The sequence below is a fragment of the Streptomyces sp. NPDC001514 genome, assembly GCF_053597075.1.
The window spans coordinates 1-16,242 of record NZ_JBSFHO010000025.1; the positions used below are offsets into that span (position 1 = coordinate 1).

The following is a 16,242-nucleotide window of genomic DNA, read 5'->3' on the forward strand; positions in this document are numbered from 1 at the left end:
ATCAGCGCCACCAGAACCGCCGCATCCGCCGCCCTGGCCGCCGACCGGCTCTCCCGCACCCGGCCACGCCCCACCCGCGTCGGCTTCATCGGCACGGGCCTGATCGCCCGCTACATCCACACCTACCTCACCGGCACCGGCTGGTCCTTCGACACCATCGGCATCCACGACCTGTCCCCCGACAGCGCCGCCGGGTTCCGCACCTACCTGGAACAGTCGGGCACCACCGGCACGATCAGCCTCCACGACAGCGCCGAGGAACTCATCCGCGTCAGCGACCTGGTCGTCTTCGCCACCGTCGCCGCCACCCCCCACATCACCGAGCGGGCCTGGTTCGACCACAACCCCCTGGTCCTGCACATCTCCCTGCGCGACCTGGCACCCGAAATCCTCCTCGGCTCCGCCAACATCGTCGACGACGTCGAGCACTGCCTCAAAGCCGACACCTCCCCGCACCTGGCCGAACAGCTCACCGGCAACCGCGACTTCCTCACCGGCACCCTCGACGACGTCATCACCGGCCGCGTCACCCTCCCCACCGACCGGCCGGTCCTCTTCTCACCCTTCGGCCTCGGCGTCCTCGACCTCGCCGTCGGCAAGTACGTCCACGACGAACTCGCCCGCACCGACGAACTGCACATCATCGACGACTTCTTCCACGAACTACGCCGCTACGGATGAGGATGCTCTTCGCCGAGGATCCCGACGGCCTGAGCTGCGGGTGGGCACCCCGGGTCCGACGAGGCAGTGAGGCACAAGCCTGCCATTCAGGTGCTCACATCACCGTGCTCAATTCGAGCCCGACGCACCCTGTCCAGGTGCCTCGCCTGGCGCCTTTCGAGCAATGCGTCGATGGGCTCAAGCACGCGGTCCCATGCCCGTTCAGCTTCCATCGCGGGACCCTGGGTCTGCGCATAACGCCGAGCCGCAGTGATCGCCCTGTCATAGAGGGAGTGATCTTCCGGAAGGGATGCCGAGAGCTCACGTCGCAACCAGCTGATCAGCCACGGCATGTCCCGGGACCAGTTCGGGTTTGCCAACGAACGCACACGCATATAGCCCAAGTGGTCCCACCACCGGCGGCTGTGCCACTTGCGCGAGTCTGCTGACGGCAGGCCGGGGGGGCAGATCCTTCACAAGAACATCCTGCCTGGTGACGGCACCCAGGACTACGGGTTGTCCCGCTATTCCCACTCGCGCGAGAGCGCTCGGTGCCCTTCACCCGCCCCCCGCGGCAGGGCGAGGCATCTCCTCAGGTCCGGCCCTGCTACGCCAGGACGGAACACGCTCTGCTCCGTGCCCGGACCACCCCTCCGCTGAGACTGGTGCACTCCGGGCGCCACCTCACGAAGACGATCGTGACCCCCGGTGAGGAGCATCACCCCGTATTCGACGAAAGCGCACGCAGCAGGGGGCGCAGCGCATCGGTCAGCTCCACCGGATGGGTCAGATAGGGGGCGTGGGCGCCGGGGAGCTCGATGAGTTCGGTGCGCATGTGGGCGGCGAGCCACTTGGACTCCTCGTAGCCGTGGTGGTACGGCGCGGCGGGATCGCGGTTGTCGGCGCCGGCCGCGACGAGGCACGCAACCGTCACACCGGCGAGTTCCTGGGGGCTGGGGAGGTACTCGATGAAGGCTCCCAGTTCCATCCTTGATCTTGCGTGGGTATCCCCGGCTGAAGCCGGGGATACCCACGCAAGATCAAGGATGGGAGTCGTTTGTTGACGACTTCGGGAGTCGCCTCGCGTGTAGTAGGCATGATCAATGTCGATGAGTTCGGGCGTCACTTGCAGCCCAGCGGGCGTTGTCCGTGCCGGCGCCCAGCTGCCTCGCACGAGCCCGCTACCTGGTTTTGGTCTGAACCCGGTCTTGGTGGGTCAGCGGGCGAGGGAGACGGCGAAGGGCTTGAAGCCGTGTCGGCGCAGGATGTGGGGCACGACCAGGATCATGGCCTCGGTGGCGCGGGCTGTGGTGATGTCGCCGAGGTCCTCGATCCATGCGGGCTGCCAGCCCAGGTCGCCGAGCAGGCCGGTGACGGCCCTCTTCGCCTGTTCGTCGTCGCCCGAGAGATAGGCGGTCGGTGGGGTGGCCAGGGTTTCGGGAGCGGTCATGACTATGAAAAGCATGGTGTTGAGGGTCTTGACCACATGGGTGTCGGGGAGCGCGGCCTGGAGCTTCTCGGCGAGGCTGCTGCCGGGATAGCACAGGTCGCCGGGCAGGCCGTCAGCGGCGTCGCGGGTTGCGTTGGAGACGTCGATGAGGATCTTTCCGGAGAGCTCGGTGCGCAGGTCGGTGAGGCGCTCCAGGGAGCTGTCGCCGGGCGTCGCGTTGATCACGATGTCCGTGGTGCGGGCGGTGGTGCGCTGGTCGGCGAAGGCGATCCGCGGGGCGAGCCCAATGGTGCGGGCGGCGGTGTCTTCGGGGCTCCGGCCACCGATGGTGACATGGTGTCCGGCTGCGGAGAGCTTGCCGGCGAGGTTGGCGCCGACGCGGCCGGCGCCCAGGATGCCGATGCTGGTCATGCGGTGATGCTCCTTGCGGTATCGGGGTGGGGAAGAGCGGAGACGTCCGGTCAGGCGATCGGCGAGAGGACCTTGAGGGCGGCGCCGTGGATGCCGGGGGCGGCGGCCAGGAAGTCGCGGCTGCCGGTGTTCCAGGGTTCGCCCGTCAGGTCGGTGACGGTGCCTCCGGCCTCGGAGACCAGCAGGGCGCCGGCGACCAGGCCGGAGCGGACGTCGGAGAACTGCCAGAACGCGTCCATGCGTCCGGCGGCGACGTGGATGAGCTGCATCGTGGCGGGAACGGACACGCGCACGACCAGGCCGTTGATGAGCATGGCGGTGACGGAGTCACCGATCCGCCGGAAGGTGCGCTCGTCCTCGCCGGGCTTGGCCTGGCCGGTGCCGATGAGCGCGGCGCCCAGGTCGGTCTTGGCGGACACCTTCAGGGGTCGGTCGTTGAGGCGGGCACCGCCGCCGGCGACGGCGGTGTAGGTGTCGCCGGTCAGCGGCAGGTGGACGACGGTGAGTACCGGCTGGTTGTCGCGGACCAGGGTGGCGGTGACGGCCCAGTCCTCCATGCCGTGGACGTGGTTAATGTTGCCCTCGGCGGGGTCGACGACCCACCACTCCCCGGGCGGGAGCGCGCCGCCGGCCAGCTCGTCCTCGGCCCACTGCGACCCTTGCCGGGCCCGCAGCAGCGGTTCCCGCAGCACGTCCAGCACCGCGTCGTCGTTGGCGTGGATCTCGCCGACGACCTCGTCCAGACTCACGCCCCGGGCGTGCGAGGTGTAGCGGTCGCGCAGCGTGACGCCAGCGGCCTTCACCGCAGCGGTCACGTCGGACAGGAGCGTCGCGTCGGCGTCGAAAGGCATGGCTGTGCTCATGGTGGGCTCCCTGGGGGATCGGTAGAAGCGGGGCGGTTGCCTCGCCCCCGCACTTCGAAGGTAGGCCGCCTGACCATTAACAACAAGTGCATGCTTGTCACTTGTAGAGTTACTCTCATGCAACTGGATCTGAACCTGCTCACCGCCCTGGACGCCCTGCTGGAAGAGGGCAGCGTCGCCGGCGCCGCAGCACGCCTCCACGTCACCGCACCGGCGATGAGCCGCTCCCTGGGCCGCATCCGCAAGGCCACCGGCGACCAGATCCTGGTCCGCACCGGCCGCAGCATGGTCCCCACCACCCGCGCGCTGGCCATGCGCGCCCAGGTCCACGCCCTCGTACAGCAGGCCCACCAGCTTCTCTCCGCGCAGCAAGAACTCGACCTGGCAGCTCTGGACCGGGTGTTCACCGTGCGCTGGCACGACGCCCTGACCGCCGCCTGCGGCACCGCCTTGACCACGGCCGTCCACCATCAGGCCCCCGGCGTCCGGCTCCGCCTGTCCGCCGAACCCGGGACGGACGACGCCGAGCTGCGCCGGGGTGAGGTCGACCTCGAATCAAGCTCCAGCGCTCCGACGCTCCCCGACATCCGCCACCGCCTCGTCGGCAAGGACCGGCTGATCGTCGCCGTCCGCCCAGGCCACCCCCTCACCGAAGGCCCGCTGAGCCTCGAGCGCTACGCAGCCGCCGAACACCTCACCGTTTCGCGGCGCGGAAACCTGCGCGACCCGATCGACGACGCCCTGACCACCCGCGGCCTCGAACGACGCGTCGTCGCCGCCGGGCCCACCGCCGCCTTCGCACTGCAACTCGCCCTCAACACCGACCTGGTCGTCACCCTCCCCGACGCGGTCACCCGCACGGCCCGGGAACAACTCGGCCTGGCCTCACTGCCGCCGCCACTCCCGCTGCCCGACGTCCCCCTGTACCTGCTGTGGCACCAGCGCTACGACAACGACCGCGCCCACACCTGGCTGCGAGACCTGGCCACCGAAACCGTCCAGGCACTATTCACACCACCGACAGCCTCTCAACAGCCCCTCACCAACCGGACCGGGCAGTGACGGATACGCCCGGGGAAAGGCCTGCGGCAGCTGACTCCCGTTCTCGTGAACATCACCTATTCGTGCGAGCGTGCGACTCCCAATCTCACGTCGAAACGACGTCGTAAGTCGGGCTCTGACTCAACTTGTGTGGTTCGGGCACCCTGAGCGACGGCTGGGCTGGCCCGGACTGTGCGCCAGGCCGCTGTAAATGAGCTGCTGGTCCGCCAGGAGAGGCGTGGTTGTGAGGGCGATCCGCCATCCCGCGAAGCGCTCGGCCGGCGGGTGCGCTCTATGATCTCGGCGGTCATCGACATGGGGGTAGGGGTATGGACGGCGGGCGTTCGACGCGCAGGTGGTCGCTCGATGAGAAGAACTGGTCGCGGGGGTGGTGGATTCCACTGGTCGTCGTCGTCCTGGCGGCCGCGACCTGGGGCTTCCTGGGGTTCGTCGAAGGCGGCTGCAAGCGCGGGCCCAGGGGCGGCTGCGTCGCCGCCGACGGCTACGAGTTGCGCAGCTGGGTGTTGTTCCTCGCTTCGATGCCCACGCTGTTCGTGGTCGGCACCGGCCTGACCGCCGACCGATGGCCGCCCGCCCTGGGCGTCGCTGCCGGCGGCGCGGCCTGCGGGCTCTACACGCTCGCGCAGGGCCACACCGTCCCGCACCTCATCATGGCGGCCGTCCTCTTCGCCCTGGCCATCACGGCACCGGCGCTGGCCTGGCGGCGCCGACGGGCAGCGCGAGCGGAGTGAGAGCGGGCACTGCCGGCTGACACTGACCTCCCTGGTGACCCACCGTCACGGGCCACAGAAGTTGGGCCAGAGCCGTAAGTCGCGTACACAGCCAACCGCAGTCATCGCCGCGAACTTCCACAGGGACGGGCGGGACGGGGCGTCGGCGACGTACAGGCCATCCTTGATCTTGCGTGGGTATCCCCGGCTTCGGCCGGGGAGGGAAACGCATCCTTGGCGCGGAGGTGCGAAGCGCCGGAGTTCTCTTCGTTGTCAGTGGCCTCCGCTAGGTTGATCACACATGGGCCGAAGGGGGGTGGGTCGGGTGATGCGTGCGTACAAGTTCCTCCTGCGGCCCACCGTTGGCCAGCAGATCGCGCTCGGCGAGATGCTGCGGGATCACTGCTCCCTCTACAACGGGGCGTTGCAGGAGCGCCGGGATGCATACCGGCATGTCTCCAGGACGACGGTCCGGTACGGGCAGCAGTCCGCGCAGCTCAAGGACATCCGGGCATTCGACCCGCAGCGGCAGGGCCGGTGGTCGTTCTCGTCCCAGCAGGCGACGCTTCGCCGGCTGGACAAGGCGTTCGCCGCGTTCTTCCGCCGCGTCAAAGCCGGAGAGAAGCCTGGCTATCCGCGGTTTCGTGGGGTGGGCCGGTTCGACACGGTGGAGTTCCCCAGGGACGGTGACGGCTGCCGCTGGGACTCCACCCCGCATGACCCGGTGACCCGCGTCCGTCTCCAGGGCGTCGGACATGTCCGGGTGCACCAGCACCGTGCCGTGGTCGGCAAGGTGAGGACGGTCAGCGTCAAGCGCGAGGGCAAGCGGTGGTACGTCATCCTGACCGCCGAGCAGACCCAGCCGGAGCCGCTGCCCGCAACCGGCAGCATGGTTGGCATCGACATGGGCATAGCCTCGTTCCTCACTACCTCCAACGGTGAGCACGTCGCCAACCCGCGCCACGCCCGTAAGGCAGCCGCGAAACTCGAAGCGGCACAGCAGGGCCTGGCCCGGTGCAAGCGGGGATCGAAGCGCCGCCGCAAAGCCGTCGAGCGCATCGCGACCCTGCACCGCAAGGTCCGCCGCCAGCGCCTTGATCACGCGCACAAGACCGCTCTCGGCCTCGTGCGCGAACACGACTTCATCGCGCACGAAGACCTCAAGATCCACAACATGGTCAAGACCCCCACGCCGAAGCCCGACCCCGACCAGCCGGGCGCGTTCCTGCCCAACGGAGCCGCCGCCAAGGCCGGACTGAACCGATCGATCTCGGATGCCGGATGGGGGGTGTTCCTCGCGATCCTGCACGCCAAGGCTGAAAGCGCCGGACGAGACGTGATCGCCGTGGACCCCCGCAACACCTCCCGGCGGTGCCCCGAATGCGGGCACACCGCCAAGGAGAACCGGCCCACCCAGGAGAAGTTCCACTGCACCGCGTGCGGCCACCAGGCACACGCGGACACGGTGGGCGCCCAGAACGTTCTACGGGCCGGGCTGGCCCGTCGCGAAGCCCAACCGGCATAGCGAGAAGCCCCCACCTTCAGGTGGGGGAGGAGTCACGGAGCGCACACATGACCGAGGCGTCCAGCCGGGCCCGCAGAGCGGACAACGGAGAAGGGCGACGCCAGACCGCATGTGGACGTGTGGCGCTCTGTCCGGCGAACGGGGACAGGAAGACGAAGAAGAGCCGTCGCTCGCTTGCGATGCCGAAGCAGGCTGCCTCCGTGATGGAAGCGCATCGGACGCGGCAGCAGAAAGATTGCATCGAGGCCATCGCCCGCGTGGTCGGCCACAGCGGCAGCCGGACCACGGAGCAGGTCTACCGCAAGCAACTGCGCCCCGTGATTACGGAGGGAGCCGAGGCGGTGGACGACATCTTCGGACAGGGCAGTACGACGGACAGCGAGTCCGATCCGAGCGCCTGAGCTCTCGGCCGTGGCTCCCTGTTTGGCTCCCTCCCTTGCTGCCGGAGTCTCTGTGCATGTCCGCCGTGACCTGCACAGAGACTCCGGCGCTGCCATTACCCCGCTGGTAATCGACCCCTCCACCGGACACCGGCATCGTGGTGGTCACCGGGGCTCGGGCGGCGCACTCCGTCCGAGTTCCGGGTCACCGACCAGTGTGTACGAACTCGATGGAGGCTGATCCGTCATGTCCCAGGCCCTGCTCGCCGGACTCTCCCGCACCACCGAGCCGCAGACGACGCTCCGTCGCTTCCTCGCCCTCGACGCCGTCGTCACGGGCACCAACGGGCTCGCGTATCTCGCGGCGTCAGGACCGCTCGGGCGGCTGCTCGGCGTCGATGCGGCGCTGCTGCTCGAACTGGGCGTGTTTCTCACCCTGTTCGCGGCGGGCGTCGGGTTCCTCGCCGCCCGGCAACAGCCGCCCGCCGGGCCCGTGAAGCTCGTCGTCGACGCCAATGCGGCCTGGGCCGTGCTCAGTGTCGTCGCGCTGGTGGCGTGGCTGGAGCCCAGCACCGCGGGGACGCTGTGGATCATGATGCAGGCGATGACCGTCGCGGGGTTCGCGGGGCTTCAGTGGTTCGCGCTGCGCGCGCTCACGCCGCACCCCGCGCCGTGAGGGGAGCGCCGGCCGACGCGGCCGACGTGCGGTACGTGACCCGCACGCGGCCCTCGGGCCCGGCGCCCCCTCTGTGACTCTGCCGAGGCTTCCCAAGCACCGGCGCCGTCTTGTCGAGGGCGCTGCTTCAGCCTGCGAGCGTGCAGAACTGGAGATTTCAGTAGATCAAGACGCGAGCGACTGCAGGTACTTCACCGTCGCCGGGTCGGCCGGAAGGAACGTTTCGATGGCCAGCTCGGCGACCGTGACGTCCAGCGGCGTGTTGAACGTCGAGATCGACGACACGAAGGACAGCACCACTCCACCGTGCTCGATCCGCAGCGGAAGCGCGAAGTACGGGTAGGGCGCCTGGTCCTCCCGGTCCTCGAGGCCCGCCGCGTCGTCGCCCGGCTCCGGCACGGGATACGCGGCGACCTCGTCGTACAGCTCACGCAGCGCCTCGGAGCGGACCAGGGCCATCTGGCGCTCCATCTGGGCCAGCAGATGCCCGCGCCACTCCCGCAGGTTGCGGATCCGCGGGGCGAGACCCTCCGGGTGCAGGGTGATCCGCATCGCGTTCAGCGGGGGAGTGAGCAGATGTTCGGGGAGGCCGTCGAGGAGCATGGCGATCCCGCGGTTGGCCGCCACGACCGTGTACGTGCCGTCGACGACCAGCGCCGGATACGGCTCGTACCCGTGCAGCAGCCGCTCCATCCCCTCGCGCAGGGCCTCCAGCGCAGGATCGTCCATGGGCGTCTCCGCGAACCGCGGCGCGTAGCCGGCCGCCAGCAGCAGCGCGTTGCGGTCGCGGACCGGGACGTCGAGGTGCTCGGCGAGCTTGAGGATCATCTCCTCGCTCGGCCGTGACCGCCCCGTCTCGACGAAGCTGATGTGCCGGGCGGAGGAGTCGGCGCGCAGGGCCAGTTCCAGCTGGCTGAGCCTGCGCCGCTCCCGCCATGCACGCAGCAGTGGCCCCACTCCCGTGTCGGGCGCGACAGTTGTCATACGGAAACCGTAACGTCGCCCGCAGACAATCCCGGAGGGAGTCCCGCTCATGCCCACAGAGCCGCTGTCGCAGAAGGAGATCGAGGACAGGCTGCGCGAGCTGCCCGGCTGGTCCCAGGAGGGCGACCGGATCGCCCGTACGTACCGGCTCGGCAACCACTTCGCGGCGACCGCACTCGTCGTGCATGTCGCGCGGATCCAGGACGAGCTGAACCACCACTCCGATCTCACGCTCGGCTACAACACGGTCAATCTCACCGTGAACACGCATGACGCGGGCGGCGCGATCACCGAGCGCGACTTCGAGCTCGCGCGCCGCGTCGAGACGGTCGCCCCGAACCACGGTGCGAGCTGACCGTGCTCAACGACGACGAGACCACCCGCGAAACGGCGGGGGCGGCCGGCGTCGGCCGGGACACGCTGCTCGACTACGACGTGGAGGCCGCCGTCTACGACGCGACGCGCGGCGGTGTGCCCCGTGCCGCGGCGGCCGCCGCTGCCGTGCTCTCGCTCGTGCCGCAGACCGCCCGCTCGCTCCTGGACATCGGCTGCGGCACCGGGCTCGTCACCGAGCGCCTCGGCAGGTCAGGACTGCGCGTGTTCGGTGCCGACTCCGCACCCGGCATGGCCAGGATCGCCGCCGCACGTGTCGGCACCGTCCTCCTCGCCGACGTGCGGCGACTGCCGCTGCCCGATGCCTCGGTGGACGCGGTCAGCGCGGTGTGGCTGCTGCATCTCGTACGGGACGCACGGGCGATCGTCGCCGAGGCGGCGCGGGTGCTGCGCCCCGGCGGAGTGTTCGTCGCCACCGTCGACAAGGACGCCGGGCACGACATCGGCAGCGACATCGACGCGGTCCTCGCGCCGTACCGCACGACCGAGGCGTACGACCGCGCCGACCGCATCGAGGCGTTCGGCGCGGTTCATGGTCTCGGCCCGGCGGGGGAGACGCACTTCACCGGCCACGGCCAGGGCCGCTCCCCCCGCCAGGTCGCCCAGGCGCTGCTGCGCGGGGAGTACGCGTCCCGGCTCACGGCACGCGGGGTGATCGCCGAGAAACTCGCCGCGGAGCTGCGCGCACTGCCCGACCCCGACGAGCCGCGCCCCGAGCCGCGCTACCGGCTCCTCGCACTGCGCAGGGCGGCGCGGAGCGGGTGACGAGGTCTCCCCGGACGCCGGTGACCGGTCGACCTCCAGCGGGCGGTCGAACACGGTCCGAGATGGATCACGCGGCGTAAGTGACCAGTCGCCGGTCAACCGGTCAACCGGTCGTCCGAGGGTCCGTGCGGCCCATCGCGCCCTCGCCGGGTCGCACACCGGTCAGCGCCCGCCCGCCGCAGGGCCGCGGTGTCCGTGCCCGGGTCGTGCCGACTGCGGTCGGATCCGCCGTCGACCCGTAACCGTCGGGCGACGCGTCGCGGGCGTCAGGCCGACCAGGCACCCGAAGCGGCCGCGTCCTTCGCGAAGGCGGAGAAGTCCCTCGGGGCACGGCCGAGGACGCGCTGGACGCCGTCCGTCAGATGCGCGTTGTGGCCGTCCATGAGCATCGTGAAGAGTTCGGTCAGCCACTGTGCGTCCTCGGCCGGGAAGCCCAACTCCTGCAGCATGGCCACGTAGTCGTCGCCGGAGACCGGAACGTACTCGATCCTGCGCCCGGTGGCGGCGGCGAGCTCGGCCGCCACGTCGTGGAACGTCAGCAGCCGAGGCCCGGTCAGCTCGTGGGTCAGACCCTCGTGCCCGTCCTCCATGAGCACCGTGAGCACCACGTCCGCGAGGTCCTCCAGGTCGAGGAAGGGCTCGGCCGTGTCACCCGCGGGGAAGGGGATCTCGCCGTCGAGCACCCCGCCGGCGAAGGCGCCCTCGCTGAAGTTCTGCGCGAAGAACGCCGCCCGCACCACCGTCAGCGGCACGCCCGCCTCCCGCAGCGCGTCCTCCGCGTGCGCCGCCTCCGGCTCACCGCGGCCGGACAGCAGCACCAGCCGGCGTACCCCGCTCTCCGCCGCCAGCCGGCCGAAGCCCCGCATGGTGTCCACCGCGCCCGGCCCCGCCAGGTCCGGGTAGTACGTCACGTATGCGGCGTCCGCGCCCCGAAGCGCCGGACCCCACGTCGCCCCGTCCTCCCAGTCGAAGGACACCTCCCCCTGGCGCGAACCGGCGCGCACGGTCACCCCGCGCCCCGCGAGCCGCTCCGCCACCCGGCGGCCGGTCTTGCCGCTCGCCGCCGTCACCAGCACCGTTGTCGGCTGGGTCTGCGGCGTTTGCTGTGTCTGCTGCTTCTGCTGTTTCAGGTTCTCCGTCATGGCTTCAGAGTCACCGCTGCGGCCTGGACTCTCCATGCGGGAGAGGCTCGATTCCATACGCGTGCGTCTACACGCACCATCTACGCTCGTCACCATGGACGCACTCGCGGGACTGCTCGACGGACCCCGGGCCAGAGGAGCCTTCCTGCTCCGCATGGTGATGGACCCGCCCTGGTCCGTTCGCGTCGAGGACCGCGCCCCGCTCTGCCTGATGTGCGTCACGCGCGGCGAGGCGTGGATCGTCCCCGACACCGGCGCGCCGGTCCTGCTCCGGCCGGGCGATGTCGCGATCGCGCGCGGCCCGGAGCCGTATCTCGCCGCCGACACCCCGTCGACCCCGCCGTACGCGGTGATCGGACCCGGCGGCGCCTGCACCACCCTCCAGGGCGAACCCCTCGCACAGTCCATGCACCTCGGCGTACGGACCTGGGGCAACGCCCCCGACGGCGCCACCACCATGCTCATCGGCACGTACCAGATGGCCGGCGAGGTCAGCAGGCGGCTGCTGGACTCCCTGCCCGGGCTGCTGCACCTCCCCGCGAACGTGTGGGACTGTCCGCTGATGCCGGTGCTCGACCAGGAGATCAGCCGCGACGAGCCGGGGCAGAGTGTGGTGCTCGACCGGGTGCTCGACCTGCTGCTCATCGCGGTGGTGCGGGCCTGGTTCGCCCGGCCCGGGGCCGAGGCGCCCACCTGGTACAGGGCGATGGGCGATCCGGTCGTCGGCGCGGCCCTGCGGCTGATGCAGAACGATCCCGCGCACCCCTGGACCGTCGCCTCGCTCGCCGCGAAGTGCGGGGTCTCCCGGGCGGGGCTCGCGCGCCGGTTCACCGGTCTGGTGGGCGAGCCGCCGATGGCGTACCTCACCGACTGGCGGCTCGCCGTCGCCGCCGATCTGCTCCGGGACACGGACGCGACGGTGGAGGCCGTCGCCCGGCAGGTCGGTTACAGCGGCGCGTTCGCGCTGAGCGCCGCGTTCAAACGCGTACGCGGCATCAGCCCGCAGGAACACCGCACCGTCGCGGCCGATTTGCCGGAACCGCAACAGAGCTTGCCGTGAGGGCACCCCGGAGCGCACCCTGACGCCATGAGCCATCCTCATCATCACCACCACGAGCGCCACGGCCATGACGGCACCGGGACCGGCACCGACAAGGGCACGACCCACATGGACTGGGACGAGCTCGCACCCCTCCTGGAACGCGGCGCCGAGCTGCAGCGACCGCAGTACGCGCAGGCCGTGGCCTGGATCGGCGAACAGCTGCCCGCCGCCGCCGTGCGCCGCGTCCTCGACATCGGCAGCGGACCGGGTGTGATCACCTGCCTTCTCGCCGAGGCGTTCCCGTACGCGGAGGTCGTCGCCGTGGACTCGACACCCGCGCTCCTCGACCGCGCCCTGGCCCGGGCCGAGGGCATGGGGCTCGGTGACCGCGTCCGCACACACGCCGCAGAAATGCCGGACGGAATCGATGACTTGGGCACGGCCGACCTCATCTGGGCGGGCAACTCCGTGCACCATCTCGGGGATCAGCGCGCCGCCCTCACCGGCTTCGCCCGGCTCCTGCGCCCCGGCGGGCTGCTCGCCCTCGTCGAAGGCGGGCTGCAGCCGCGCCATCTGCCCCGCGACATCGGCATCGGCCGCCCCGGCCTCGAAAGCCGTATCGAGGCGGCAAGCACCGAATGGTTCGAGGAGATGCGCGCCGGGCTGCCGGACACCAAGGCGGAGGTCGAGGACTGGCGCGCGCTGCTGTCAGCCGCGGGCCTCGCGTCCACCACCGCCACCCGCTCCTTCCTCCTCGACATCCCGGCGCCGCTCACGGGCGCCGTACGCGAGCAGCTGGTCTCCACGTTCGGCTGGCAGCGCAAGGCGCTGGACGGGCGGCTGTCCGCCGAGGACATCGCCGTGATGGACCGGCTCCTCGACCCGGACGACGAGGAGGGGCTCATGCACCGTCCGGACTGCTACCTGCTGGCGGCACGCACGGTGCACACGGCCCGCCGCGGCTAGGCCCTGTCCGGCCCCGCCCCGCCACTCGCGCGGCGGCTCCCGCGGTGGACCGGTGCACCCGCCGCACCTTCAGGCCGTCAGCAGCACACCCGCGTACGACGCCGCGGCGATCAGCACCCAGGCGGTGAGCCCGACTACGCCGACCCGCAGGCCGGTACGGGTCAGGGACGGCAGATGGACTGCGGTGCCCAGACCGAAGAGGGCCATGGCGAGCAGGAGTTCCTGAGTCGTGCCGGCCGCCGCGAGGACGGGCGCGGGCACCAGACCCGTGGTGCGCAGTGCCACCAGGGCGAGGAATCCCACGACGAACAGCGGCACGAGGGGAGGCCGGCGGGCCGAGCGAGTGCCACGGCCACGGCGGCACGCGGCGACCACGAGACCTGCGACCAGGGGGCCAGCAGTGTCACGCGCAGGAGTTTGACCAGGACGGCCTCGCCCAGCGCGCCGGTTCCCGCGGTCTGGGCGGCGGCCACTACCTGCCCCACATCATGGACACCCGCTCCCACCCAGCGTCCGAACTCGGCGTCGGTCAGCCCCAGCGGGCCGTGCAGCAGGGGCAGTACGGCGATGGCGAGGGTTCCGCACAGGGTCACCAGCGCCGCCGACGTGACGACGTCCTCGTCGTCGCTGTCGTGCACCGCGCTCACCGCGCCGATCGCGGACGCTCCGCAGATGGAGTAGCCAGTGGCAATCAGCAGCGGCTGATCACCGGGCAGCCCGAGCCGGTGCCCCAGCCACCAGGTACCCCAGAATGTCGCGGCGACCACGAGGAGCACCATGACGACCGTTGCCCAGCCCAGGCCAAGCACGTCCGCCATGCCCAGCCGCAGACCGAGCAGGACGATTCCGATGCGCATCAGCCTCTTGGCGGCCAGCGTGAGCCCGGCTCGGCAACGGCCGCGGATGTGATTGCGCAGCCACGGCGTGTGCGCGGCGGCGATGCCCAGCACGACGGCGGCGGTGAGCATCGGCACGGCGGGCAACGCGCTGTGCACCAGCCAGGCGGCGCCCACAGCGGCGGCGGCCAGCGCGAGCCCGGGGCCGGCCCCGGCGGCCTTGCCGTGTGCTGCGACGTCATGTGCGCGTGAGCCGTCGAGGGCGGCCATCAACGGTCGGCCGGCAGGCGGTAGACGCGCCGGATGCTGGTGCCCAGGCGAGAGATGTCGGCCCCGTACACATGGAGGGACAGCGCCGTGCCGGTGCCGGCGTTGCGTACGAGGTGGATGTCGCCGGGCGGGGCGATGGCGGAGACCGAGCCGCGCGGGTTCACCACGTCCTCGGTGGCGACGAGCCGGGCGGTCGTGCCGTGCGGGATCAGCTCGTAGCGGCGTTCGTTCTCCTCACCCTCGTGGACGCCGGTCACGCACCACGAGACGTGGTCATGGATCGGTGTGACCTGTCCGGGCAGCCAGACCAGGGCAACGACGGAGAAGCTTCCGTCGTGCTCGGCGTGCAGCACATGCTGGCGGTAGTGCTCGGGGTCGCCCTTGCACTGCCCGGCGGTGAGCAGATCGGGCATCCCCAGGTGCGGGACGAGCCGTTCCGCCACGAGCCGGGCTGTGGGCTCCGGTGGCAGCCCGCGGTTCACGGTCTCGCGTATCTCCGCCACGAAGGCACGCAGGCGTGCGGTGGTCCGGGAAGCGGTGGTCGTGGCCGCGTTCGGAGGGGTCATGGAGGCAGCGTCCGCCCGCCGGATCCCGCGCGTCCAAGGACAATTGCTTGCAAGGCCCCCAACGTCCTCTTATGGCTCGACGCGGTGTCCGACTGCTGCGCTCAACAGCCGGTCTTCGCCTCGGCCACTGCCGTGAGCTGGTCCAGCACGAGGGCCGTGGAGGGGATCCGCAGATGGTCGCGGAGCGCGTACGCGTAGACCTGACGCCGGGTGTGGGGCTCCACGATCCGCCCGGTGACTTTCTTGTGGCAGAGGAACGACAGCACCAGCGCCGGGACCATGGCGATGCCGACCCCCGCCGCCACCAGACTCTGCATCACCAGATTGTCGTCCGTGGAGCACGCGATGTCGGGAGTGAACCCCTCCTCGGCGCACGCGTGCAGGAAGTTCGCACGACAGCGCAGACACCCCGCGATCCACCGCTCGTGCGTCAGATCGGCCAGCCGCACGGCACGGCGCCGGGCCAGTGGGTGGCCGGTGGGGAGCAGCACCGTCAGTGGGTCCTCCAGCAGCCGGATCTCCGCCAGTTCGTCCGGGATCTCGGCCGACTGACCCGGGTACCTGAAGGCCAGGGTGATGTCGCAGTTGCCCTCCGCCACGAGCCGCAGGGACTCGGGCGGCTCGCTCTCCACCAACTCGACCCTGATTCCCGGGTGTTCCGTGGCCAGCCGGGCCATGGCCTCGGGGATGACCGTCGCCCCGGCGCTCGGAAAGGCACACACCCGCACCCGCCCGGACCGCAGCCTGGCTATGGCGTCGATCTGCTGCTGTGCCGCCGTCAGGCTGCCGAGGATGGTTCCGGCGTGCCGCGTCAGCACCTCCCCGGCCTCGGTGAGCCGGATCCCCCGTCCGACCCTGGTGAACAGCGGTGTGCCGACATCCCGTTCCAGTGCCTTCATCTGCTGGCTGACGGCCGGCTGGGTGTAGCCCAGCGAGCGGGCAGCGGCCGAGTAGGAGCCGGTCCTGACCACCTCATGGAAGGTCTTGATGTACCGGGTATCGAACACAGCGAAAAGCATAAGCAGAAATTGGGATGATCCGAGATCGTGCACGCGGCCCATTTGAGCCAGTTGTGGTCACGGGGTGACCGGCTCCAGCCGCCACCACTGGAACGGCGAGTCGGTGTCCTCCCACTGCCGTACGTTCGCCCCGTCCTCGGCCGAGCCGTCCTCCACCTCCAGCAGCAGCCCGCTGATGTGGCTGACCAGCGTGGCGGTCCCTGGCGCGTCCAGGTGCTGTTCGATCAGCCACTCTTGTGCGCCGAAGTTGTTCGCCTTCCACTGCTGGACGTTGGCGCCGTTCTCGGTCGACGCGCCCGCGACGTCGAGCCGCTTGCCGCTGTTCGCGTTGACCAGGTGGTAGAAACCCCCGCCGGCGAACGAGATGTCCCACTGCTGCGCCGGTGCCCCGGTCTCCTTGCCCTGCTGCACATTGGCCCCGCTGCCCTTGGCGTCGTTGTGTGAGGCGTTCTGTGTGACAGCTCCCGGCCGACGAGGTCTCGCCACCCGTTGCGGCCGTCGGCACGTCGTCGAGTTCGTCCC

At 70.5% G+C, this 16,242-nt stretch carries 16 protein-coding genes and 3 pseudogenes; 10 read left to right on the forward strand and 9 right to left on the reverse strand.

What is annotated here, in order from left to right:
• A pseudogene (locus tag ACWCXB_RS24315) lies at nucleotides 1–681 on the forward strand (2,3-diaminopropionate biosynthesis protein SbnB); the annotation flags it as partial.
• A gap of 697 nt (nucleotides 682–1,378) precedes the next feature.
• Here ACWCXB_RS24315 and ACWCXB_RS24320 read toward each other — a convergent pair.
• From ACWCXB_RS24320 to ACWCXB_RS24330, 3 genes are all read right to left on the reverse strand, one after another.
• Entirely contained in the window at nucleotides 1,379–1,648 is a 270-nt protein-coding gene (locus ACWCXB_RS24320) for an alpha/beta fold hydrolase (RefSeq protein ID WP_450725592.1), read from the reverse strand.
• A 228-nt stretch (nucleotides 1,649–1,876) separates the two neighbouring features.
• Nucleotides 1,877–2,521, reverse strand: coding sequence for an NADPH-dependent F420 reductase (locus ACWCXB_RS24325; protein WP_450725593.1), 645 nt, complete (start codon nucleotides 2,519–2,521; stop codon nucleotides 1,877–1,879).
• A gap of 50 nt (nucleotides 2,522–2,571) precedes the next feature.
• On the reverse strand, nucleotides 2,572–3,384 hold the full coding sequence (locus ACWCXB_RS24330; RefSeq protein ID WP_450725594.1) for an inositol monophosphatase family protein: 813 nt from the start codon (nucleotides 3,382–3,384) through the stop codon (nucleotides 2,572–2,574).
• A 117-nt stretch (nucleotides 3,385–3,501) separates the two neighbouring features.
• Here ACWCXB_RS24330 and ACWCXB_RS24335 point away from each other — a divergent pair, with 117 nt between their 5' ends.
• The 5 genes and pseudogenes from ACWCXB_RS24335 to ACWCXB_RS24355 all read left to right on the forward strand — a co-directional run bounded on the left by ACWCXB_RS24335 (nucleotide 3,502) and on the right by ACWCXB_RS24355 (nucleotide 7,737).
• On the forward strand, nucleotides 3,502–4,446 hold the full coding sequence (locus ACWCXB_RS24335; protein ID WP_450725595.1) for a LysR family transcriptional regulator: 945 nt from the start codon (nucleotides 3,502–3,504) through the stop codon (nucleotides 4,444–4,446).
• A 308-nt stretch (nucleotides 4,447–4,754) separates the two neighbouring features.
• Nucleotides 4,755–5,177 carry a hypothetical protein gene (locus tag ACWCXB_RS24340; RefSeq protein ID WP_450725596.1) on the forward strand — a complete coding sequence of 141 codons (423 nt, stop codon included), beginning with the start codon at nucleotides 4,755–4,757 and terminating at the stop codon, nucleotides 5,175–5,177.
• A gap of 304 nt (nucleotides 5,178–5,481) precedes the next feature.
• Complete coding sequence (locus ACWCXB_RS24345; RefSeq protein ID WP_450725597.1) at nucleotides 5,482–6,681, forward strand: RNA-guided endonuclease InsQ/TnpB family protein; 1,200 nt, start codon at nucleotides 5,482–5,484, stop codon at nucleotides 6,679–6,681.
• A gap of 87 nt (nucleotides 6,682–6,768) precedes the next feature.
• A pseudogene (locus ACWCXB_RS24350) lies at nucleotides 6,769–7,082 on the forward strand (site-specific integrase); the annotation flags it as partial.
• Nucleotides 7,083–7,308: 226 nt separating this feature from the next.
• The gene (locus tag ACWCXB_RS24355) at nucleotides 7,309–7,737 is read left to right on the forward strand and encodes a hypothetical protein (RefSeq protein WP_450725598.1); all 429 of its coding nucleotides are present in this window, start codon (nucleotides 7,309–7,311) and stop codon (nucleotides 7,735–7,737) included.
• Between the two features lie 165 nt (nucleotides 7,738–7,902).
• Here ACWCXB_RS24355 and ACWCXB_RS24360 read toward each other — a convergent pair whose 3' ends face one another.
• Nucleotides 7,903–8,721 (reverse strand): helix-turn-helix domain-containing protein, encoded by an 819-nt coding sequence (locus ACWCXB_RS24360; protein WP_450725599.1) that lies wholly within the window; start codon nucleotides 8,719–8,721, stop codon nucleotides 7,903–7,905.
• A 49-nt stretch (nucleotides 8,722–8,770) separates the two neighbouring features.
• On the opposite strand from ACWCXB_RS24360, the gene ACWCXB_RS24365 reads away from it, so the two are divergent.
• Both ACWCXB_RS24365 and ACWCXB_RS24370 read left to right on the forward strand, forming a co-directional pair.
• Nucleotides 8,771–9,076: a 4a-hydroxytetrahydrobiopterin dehydratase gene (locus tag ACWCXB_RS24365; RefSeq protein ID WP_450725600.1), complete on the forward strand. Its 306-nt coding sequence runs from the start codon at nucleotides 8,771–8,773 to the stop codon at nucleotides 9,074–9,076.
• Between the two features lie 65 nt (nucleotides 9,077–9,141).
• Nucleotides 9,142–9,879, forward strand: coding sequence for a class I SAM-dependent methyltransferase (locus ACWCXB_RS24370; protein WP_450725688.1), 738 nt, complete (start codon nucleotides 9,142–9,144; stop codon nucleotides 9,877–9,879).
• A gap of 266 nt (nucleotides 9,880–10,145) precedes the next feature.
• Here ACWCXB_RS24370 and ACWCXB_RS24375 read toward each other — a convergent pair whose 3' ends face one another.
• Complete coding sequence (locus tag ACWCXB_RS24375) at nucleotides 10,146–11,021, reverse strand: NmrA family NAD(P)-binding protein (RefSeq protein WP_450725601.1); 876 nt, start codon at nucleotides 11,019–11,021, stop codon at nucleotides 10,146–10,148.
• Nucleotides 11,022–11,115: 94 nt separating this feature from the next.
• Here ACWCXB_RS24375 and ACWCXB_RS24380 point away from each other — a divergent pair, with 94 nt between their 5' ends.
• Together ACWCXB_RS24380 and ACWCXB_RS24385 are read left to right on the forward strand one after the other, a co-directional pair.
• Complete coding sequence (locus ACWCXB_RS24380) at nucleotides 11,116–12,081, forward strand: cupin domain-containing protein (protein ID WP_450725602.1); 966 nt, start codon at nucleotides 11,116–11,118, stop codon at nucleotides 12,079–12,081.
• Nucleotides 12,082–12,108: 27 nt separating this feature from the next.
• Nucleotides 12,109–13,029 carry a class I SAM-dependent methyltransferase gene (locus tag ACWCXB_RS24385; protein WP_450725603.1) on the forward strand — a complete coding sequence of 307 codons (921 nt, stop codon included), beginning with the start codon at nucleotides 12,109–12,111 and terminating at the stop codon, nucleotides 13,027–13,029.
• 69 nt (nucleotides 13,030–13,098) lie between these two features.
• On the opposite strand, the pseudogene ACWCXB_RS24390 reads toward ACWCXB_RS24385, so the two are convergent.
• From ACWCXB_RS24390 to ACWCXB_RS24405, 4 genes and pseudogenes are all read right to left on the reverse strand, one after another.
• Nucleotides 13,099–14,135: pseudogene (locus ACWCXB_RS24390) on the reverse strand (YeiH family protein).
• Nucleotides 14,135–14,701, reverse strand: coding sequence for a cysteine dioxygenase (locus ACWCXB_RS24395; RefSeq protein WP_450725604.1), 567 nt, complete (start codon nucleotides 14,699–14,701; stop codon nucleotides 14,135–14,137). The pseudogene ACWCXB_RS24390 and the gene ACWCXB_RS24395 overlap by 1 nt, the downstream one beginning before the upstream one ends.
• 101 nt (nucleotides 14,702–14,802) lie before the next feature.
• On the reverse strand, nucleotides 14,803–15,708 hold the full coding sequence (locus tag ACWCXB_RS24400; protein ID WP_450725605.1) for a LysR family transcriptional regulator: 906 nt from the start codon (nucleotides 15,706–15,708) through the stop codon (nucleotides 14,803–14,805).
• 69 nt (nucleotides 15,709–15,777) lie between these two features.
• The gene (locus ACWCXB_RS24405; protein ID WP_450725606.1) at nucleotides 15,778–16,206 is read right to left on the reverse strand and encodes an RICIN domain-containing protein; all 429 of its coding nucleotides are present in this window, start codon (nucleotides 16,204–16,206) and stop codon (nucleotides 15,778–15,780) included.
• Nucleotides 16,207–16,242: the final 36 nt, after the last annotated feature.

Coding starts and splice junctions, on each gene's coding strand:
- ACWCXB_RS24320 (WP_450725592.1), bottom strand. CDS start 1,648: ATGGAACTGGGAGCCTTCATCGAGTACCTCCCCAGCCCCCAGGAACTC.
- ACWCXB_RS24325 (WP_450725593.1), bottom strand. CDS start 2,521: ATGACCAGCATCGGCATCCTGGGCGCCGGCCGCGTCGGCGCCAACCTC.
- ACWCXB_RS24330 (WP_450725594.1), bottom strand. CDS start 3,384: ATGAGCACAGCCATGCCTTTCGACGCCGACGCGACGCTCCTGTCCGAC.
- ACWCXB_RS24335 (WP_450725595.1), top strand. CDS start 3,502: ATGCAACTGGATCTGAACCTGCTCACCGCCCTGGACGCCCTGCTGGAA.
- ACWCXB_RS24340 (WP_450725596.1), top strand. CDS start 4,755: ATGGACGGCGGGCGTTCGACGCGCAGGTGGTCGCTCGATGAGAAGAAC.
- ACWCXB_RS24355 (WP_450725598.1), top strand. CDS start 7,309: ATGTCCCAGGCCCTGCTCGCCGGACTCTCCCGCACCACCGAGCCGCAG.
- ACWCXB_RS24360 (WP_450725599.1), bottom strand. CDS start 8,721: ATGACAACTGTCGCGCCCGACACGGGAGTGGGGCCACTGCTGCGTGCA.
- ACWCXB_RS24365 (WP_450725600.1), top strand. CDS start 8,771: ATGCCCACAGAGCCGCTGTCGCAGAAGGAGATCGAGGACAGGCTGCGC.
- ACWCXB_RS24375 (WP_450725601.1), bottom strand. CDS start 11,021: ATGACGGAGAACCTGAAACAGCAGAAGCAGCAGACACAGCAAACGCCG.
- ACWCXB_RS24380 (WP_450725602.1), top strand. CDS start 11,116: ATGGACGCACTCGCGGGACTGCTCGACGGACCCCGGGCCAGAGGAGCC.
- ACWCXB_RS24385 (WP_450725603.1), top strand. CDS start 12,109: ATGAGCCATCCTCATCATCACCACCACGAGCGCCACGGCCATGACGGC.
- ACWCXB_RS24395 (WP_450725604.1), bottom strand. CDS start 14,701: ATGACCCCTCCGAACGCGGCCACGACCACCGCTTCCCGGACCACCGCA.